6 protein-coding genes are annotated in these 6,010 nt (G+C 62.5%); 4 read left to right on the top strand and 2 right to left on the bottom strand.

Translation table 11 applies throughout. The features are described from left to right. Positions 1-137: 137 nt before the first annotated feature. Both ACFMPD_RS17215 and ACFMPD_RS17210 read right to left on the bottom strand, forming a co-directional pair. Positions 138-746 (bottom strand): hypothetical protein, encoded by a 609-nt coding sequence (locus ACFMPD_RS17215; protein ID WP_380997178.1) that lies wholly within the window; start codon positions 744-746, stop codon positions 138-140. Between the two features lie 84 nt (positions 747-830). Then, positions 831-3,182, bottom strand: coding sequence for a DNA topoisomerase IV subunit A (locus ACFMPD_RS17210; RefSeq protein ID WP_380997175.1), 2,352 nt, complete (start codon positions 3,180-3,182; stop codon positions 831-833). 200 nt (positions 3,183-3,382) lie between these two features. Between ACFMPD_RS17210 and ACFMPD_RS17205 the strand changes: the two genes are divergently transcribed. The 4 genes from ACFMPD_RS17205 to ACFMPD_RS17190 all read left to right on the top strand — a co-directional run bounded on the left by ACFMPD_RS17205 (position 3,383) and on the right by ACFMPD_RS17190 (position 5,790). Then, the gene (locus tag ACFMPD_RS17205; RefSeq protein ID WP_380997173.1) at positions 3,383-4,012 is read left to right on the top strand and encodes an SH3 domain-containing protein; all 630 of its coding nucleotides are present in this window, start codon (positions 3,383-3,385) and stop codon (positions 4,010-4,012) included. 98 nt (positions 4,013-4,110) lie between these two features. Next, positions 4,111-4,938, top strand: coding sequence for an SDR family NAD(P)-dependent oxidoreductase (locus ACFMPD_RS17200; protein WP_380997170.1), 828 nt, complete (start codon positions 4,111-4,113; stop codon positions 4,936-4,938). Between the two features lie 71 nt (positions 4,939-5,009). Continuing rightward, a complete protein-coding gene (locus tag ACFMPD_RS17195; RefSeq protein WP_380997167.1) occupies positions 5,010-5,216 on the top strand; it encodes a twin transmembrane helix small protein in 207 nt (68 codons plus the stop codon). A 1-nt stretch (position 5,217) separates the two neighbouring features. Then, positions 5,218-5,790 (top strand): cob(I)yrinic acid a,c-diamide adenosyltransferase, encoded by a 573-nt coding sequence (locus tag ACFMPD_RS17190; protein WP_380997164.1) that lies wholly within the window; start codon positions 5,218-5,220, stop codon positions 5,788-5,790. The last annotated feature ends 220 nt before the right edge of the window (positions 5,791-6,010 follow it).

Genomic DNA, 6,010 nt, shown 5'->3' with positions numbered 1-6,010 from the left:
CGCTCAAACTTTTCCTTACCCATCTGCAGGCGCCTTTTTCTGATATGGGGTCCAAAAGACCCGGTTTTCGATCGTTTGCGCGCGCCAAATAGGAGGTTCGGCGCGGAAAATCAAGCCTGTCTTGTGCAGCGAAAACATCAACCGCCGGCGGCCGGAGACAGCGCGGTGAAATTTCGGGTCGCGGCGCTGTCCTCGGCCCCTGCGGTGCTGGCGGTTTTCTCGAACCACCCGTCCTGCGTGTGCCGTTCCAGCAGCCAGTCGCCCAGCTGATCCAGCGCGTTGGCGGTCAGCCCGTCCATCTGTTCCTGTTTCGTGCGCTCGCGCCCCGAGCCCTTGAAAAAGGTCGAAACCGTGGAATCCTCGACCACCGTGATCTGATGCACCTTGTCGTTCAGCTTTTTGCCGGCAGCGTCGTCCCAGACCGTGACATTGATCACCAGCATCGAGCGCGGGTTATAGATGAATCCCTCGGGCGCCAGCATATAGCCCTCGACGCTGATGCCGAAATGATAGAGCTGATCGCCGTCAAACCCGCCGAACCGCTGCTGCACCGCCGACTTGATGGTGTTCTGCCATTCCTCGGCGGTGGCATCGCGCGAGATCGGACCCTGTTGCATCTTGTCTGCCACCACAACGTTGTGGCCCAGCTTGAATTCCCCCAGCGAATTCGGCGTCCGGTCCTGCGGGCCGGTGTTGCAGGCCGCCAGCAGTACCAGCCCGGCCAGCAGCGAAAAAATGCGGATCATCATACTCTCTCGTCAGCCTCTGTTCCGGCCCAGATACCCCAGCCGGACCTGCGGTGCAAACCCGATCGGCACACTATTGCGTGGTCAGGAAAACCGGTTGTTGCGCGGAAATCCGTAGGGCGCGCGTTTGCCGACGCCGGCGCGCTTGCCCAGCCAGTCGGTCATGTCCGGCTCGTGCCGCCGCTTGCCGCCGCCCATTTCCCAGCTCAGGCCCTCGGCCCAGGAAAAAGTGGTCACGTCGGACAGGCCACCATCCAGCTCCAGTGTGCCCTGCTTGCCCCGGGCCATGTTGTATTTCTGCAGCCGCACGCCCTTGCCGCGACTCATTTCCGGCAGTTCCGCAGCGGGAAACACCAGAAACTTGCCGTTTTGCGACACCACCGCCACGTGATCGCCCTGAACCGGGCGGCAGAACCGGGCACGCGCGGCATCGCCGACATTCAGCACCTGCTTGCCGCTGCGGGTCTGCGCCACCACATCGGATTCCGCCACGACGAAACCGTTTCCGGCCGACGAGGCGACCAGCAGCTTGCGGGCGGGGTCGTGAATGAACAGGTCGACGATCTCGGCCTCGTTGGGCAGATCGACCATCAGGCGGACGGGTTCGCCCATCCCGCGCCCGCCGGGCAGGTTGGCGGCCGACAGCGTGTAGAACCGGCCGTTGCTGCCAAAGACCAGCAACCGGTCCGTGGTTTCGGCGTGAAAGATGAACCGCGGCCCGTCGCCATCCTTGAATTTCAGTTCGCGGGTCAGATCGATATGGCCGGTCATCGCGCGGATCCAGCCCATCTGGCTGCATACGACAGTGATCGGCTCGCGATCGATCATCGCTTCCAGCGGCACCTCCTCGATCTCGCCCGCCTCTTCCAGCCGGGTGCGCCGCGCGCCACCTTCGTAATCCTTGCCAAAGGTCTTATTGGTCTCCTTCAACTGCTCGGCGATGCGCCCCCATTGCAGGCCCTCATCCGCCAGCAGATCCTCGAGCCCGGCGCGCTCGGACATCAGAGCGGATTGTTCGCGCAGCAATTCCAGTTCCTCGAGCCGGCGCAGCGAGCGCAGGCGCATGTTCAGGATCGCCTCGGCCTGCACCTCGCTGAGTCCCGGTTCTCCGCCGGGCACAGGTGGCACATAATCGGCTTCGCTCATGGCCCGGACGTGGTCCCGGCCCCAGTCCTCGCGCATCAGCGCCGCCTTGGGGTCGTCGTCATAACGGATGATGTCGATCACCCGATCAAGGTTGAGAAAGGCGACGATGAACCCTTCGAGCACTTCCAGCCGGTGGTCGATCTTGGCCAGCCGGTGACGGCTGCGCCGCGCCAGAACCTCCTGCCGGTGATCCAGAAACGCGCGCAGCACTTCCTTGAGGCTGCAGACCTTGGGAGTCACCCCGTCGATCAGCACGTTCATGTTCAGGCTGAACCGCACCTCGAGATCCGAGTTGCGATAGAGCATGCCCATCAGCACTTCGGGATCGACATTCTTGCTGCGCGGTTCCAGAACCATGCGGATGTCGTCAGCACTCTCATCGCGTATATCAGCCAGAATCGGGATTTTCTTGCTCTGGATCAGGTCGGCGATCTTTTCGATCAGCCGGGATTTCTGCACCTGATAGGGAATTTCGGTGACCACGATCTGCCACTGGCCGCGGCCCAGATCCTCGATCTGGTACCGGCAGCGCAGCCGGAACGATCCGCGCCCGGTGCGATAGGCGTTCGCGATGTTTTCCGGCGGCTCGACAATCACGCCGCCGGTCGGGAAATCGGGACCGGGCACGTATTTCAGCAGCGTGTCGTCGCGCGCATCCGGCGTCCGGATCAGATGCAGACAGGCATCGCATAGTTCGGCGATGTTGTGCGGCGGAATATTCGTGGCCATGCCCACCGCGATACCGGCGGCGCCATTGGCCAGCAGATTGGGAAACTGCGCCGGCAACACCACCGGTTCGCGCAGGGTGCCATCGTAATTCTCGCGGAAATCGACCGCGTCCTCGTTCAGCCCCTCCAGCAACGCCTCGGCGACTATGGTCATCCGCGCCTCGGTGTATCGGCTGGCCGCCGGGTTGTCGCCGTCGATATTGCCGAAATTGCCCTGCCCGTCGACCAGCGGATAGCGCACGTTGAAATCCTGGGCCAGCCGCGCCATCGCATCATAGATCGCGGCATCGCCATGGGGGTGGTAATTGCCCATCACATCGCCGGAAATCTTGGCCGATTTTCGGAACCCGCCGCCACTGGACAGCCGCAATTCGCGCATTGCAAACAGGATCCGCCGGTGCACCGGCTTCAGCCCGTCGCGCGCATCCGGCAGCGCCCGATGCATGATTGTCGATAACGCATACGTGAGGTAACGCTCGCCGATTGCGCGGCGCAGCGGTTCGGATACCTCGCCTGGGGCGGATGGGGGCTTCATGTTGGGGTCATCTACAAGATCGCTCATAGATGCTGTGATACGCCCCACTTGGGGCCGGGTAAAGCGAGTGTCGCTTTTTTTGCACGCGCCCTGCCCCGCTAAAAGTCTCGGGAAAAAAACCGTCCGCTTTCCCGTTTCCGGGAATCACCTGTTCCGATAATGTAAAGAAGTCCGGTTCTATTGTTGCCGGGCTGTTATGTGTTTTGAGTGATCTGGGGGGCGCGGTCATGCGCTTTATTTTGTCTTCTTTCGCCATTCTTGGCCTGATTTTCTATGAATTGAGCGGTGGGGCCGACTTTCAGCCGCGAAAGCCCGAGGCCGTAGAGGCGGGCAACAAGGCCGAGGCCGAAAACGCACCCCAGCGCCGGCCCGCAGCGGCGCGGATCGCCGCGCCGGCCAGAATTACTTCGACCGCCCTGATTGCGGCCCCTGCAATCAGGCAGGCATCCGCCCCCGACACCGTGTCGGTGTCGGACGGGGCCGGCCTGGGGCGCGTGCGGACCAGTCTGCGCCAGGGGCTGGACATGATGCCCGACCAGCCGGCGGCAGCGACGCTGACGCTGGCCTCGCTGGACCTGGGGGCTGCCGGTCTGGGGGTGGCTGTGGCCGCGCGCCCCGTGGTGGAACCGGTGGCCGCCTACCAGCCTCCGCCGCCGGATCTGCGCGAGGTCACCGGAACCCGGGTGAACATGCGTGACGGGCCGGGCACGACCTATCCGGTGGTCGCCCGCCTGAACATCGGTCACCAGGTCGAGGTGCTGAGCGACAGCGGCACCGGTTGGCTGCGCCTGCGAATCTTGCCGGAACGGCAGCTGGGCTGGATCTCCGCCTCTTTGATCAGCAAACCGCGCCGTTAATTCCCCGCGACGACGTCATTGGCCGAACCGCTTGCCGCCCCCGGAAACAGCCGTCATAGCTATGGCAGGCGTTCAATGGCAGGCAACAGACCCGACCCATGCAGAAATCCATTCTCATCACTGGCTGTTCTTCGGGGATCGGGCTGAATTCGGCCCGTGAATTGCGGAACCTGGGCTGGCGTGTTTTCGCAGCGTGCCGCCAACAGGCCGATTGCGACCGGCTGATCGCCGAGGGCTTTGACAGCCCGCGCATCGATTATTGCGATGGCGACAGCATCCGCAGCGCCGTGAAAGAGGTGCTGGCGACCACCGGCGGCACGCTGGACGCGCTGTTCAACAACGGCGCGCATCAGATGGCCGGCCTGGTCGAGGATGTGCCGACCGACGGGCTGCGCGCGATTTTCGAGGCCAACCTGTTCGGCTGGCACGACCTGACCCGGCTGGTGATCCCGGTCATGCGGGCGCAAGGCGCCGGCCATATCGTGCAATGCTCGTCCGGCCTGGGTTTTCTGGCGATCCCGTGGCGCGGGGCCTATACGGCGACGAAACACGCGCTGGAAGGTCTCAGCGACACCATGCGGATCGAACTGCACGGCAGCGGCATTCACGTGGTGCTGATCGAACCGGGACCGATCACGACGATGCTGCGCGAAAAGGGCATTCCCCATTTTGAAAAATATATCGACTGGCAGTCCTCGCCGCGCCGGGTCGACTATGAAACCGACCTGATGCCGCGGATGTATAAGGACACCGGCCCCGACCCGTTCGAACTGCCCGCTGCCGCGGTCACCGCAAAACTGATCTGCGCATTGAACAGCGACCGACCGCAACCGCGCTATTACGTGACCAAGGCGACCTATCTGGGCGGGTATCTCAAACGCGTTCTGTCCAGCCGGATGATCGATCGCATCGTATCCCGGGTCTGAAAAACCGGTTCGCTTTTCCAGAACGGGCCGGATAAGTCACGGACCAGTTACCGCACAAGGACAAGGGCAGCATGGGTGATCCGCTTTTCCTGATAATCATACTGGCAATGGCTGCCGTCGTGGTCATTCTGATGATCGGCATCGGAGGGTTCGGCAAAGGCGGCGCATTCAACCGCAAATACGGCAACAAGATGATGCGGTTGCGACTGTTGGCGCAGTTCGTGGCGGTGGTCCTGATTCTGCTGTATGTCTGGCTGCGCGGAACCGCAGGAGAATAACATGGTCGTTCTGAACAAAATCTACACCCGCACCGGCGATGCCGGTGAAACGGCTTTGGGCGATGGCAGCCGTGTTGCCAAACACACGTTGCGCGTGGCCGCCTATGGCACCTCGGATGAATTGAACTGCACGCTGGGCGTCGCCCGCCTGCATGCGCCGGATGATCTGGACAAAGCCCTGTCGCGCATCCAGAACGATCTGTTCGATCTGGGTGCCGACCTGTGCCGCCCGGACATGGACCGGGACGCGCAGGCCGATTATCCGCCGCTGCGGGTGTCCGACTCCCAGGTTGTGCGTCTGGAAACCGAAATCGACACCATGAATTCCGATCTGGATCCGTTGCGCAGCTTCATCCTGCCCGGCGGTACGCCCCTGGCCGCGCATCTGCATGTCTGTCGCACCGTGGCGCGCCGGGCCGAAAGGCTGGCCGTCGAACTGGCCGGGACCGAGCCGGTCAACCCGGCCGCGGTCAAATACCTGAACCGGCTCAGCGACTGGTTCTTTGTCGCCGCACGAACGGCCAATGACGGCGGCAAGGCGGACGTTCTTTGGGTTCCCGGCGCAAATCGCTGAGCGGCCCCGTCACCTTCACAATCCGTTTCGCCATTGTGACGCAACGAAATTTCTCTGGGCCGGGAAAAAGCCGCCCTTGCGTAAGGCAAGAATTCGGTTTTGCCCTGTTTTTTGCCGAATTGCCCCGCTATCAAACTGCGGGAACACATTGAACCGAGTCGCTGTCGGCTTGGTTCTTATTGAGGAGAGAACCGCAGATGAAGGTATTGGTGCCTGTCAA

It is taken from the genome of Sedimentitalea sediminis (assembly GCF_042687825.1).
Classification (GTDB): Bacteria; Pseudomonadota; Alphaproteobacteria; order Rhodobacterales; family Rhodobacteraceae; genus Sedimentitalea.
The sequence above is the reverse complement of the archived record's forward strand: the minus strand, read 5'-3'. Positions and strand labels throughout refer to the sequence as shown.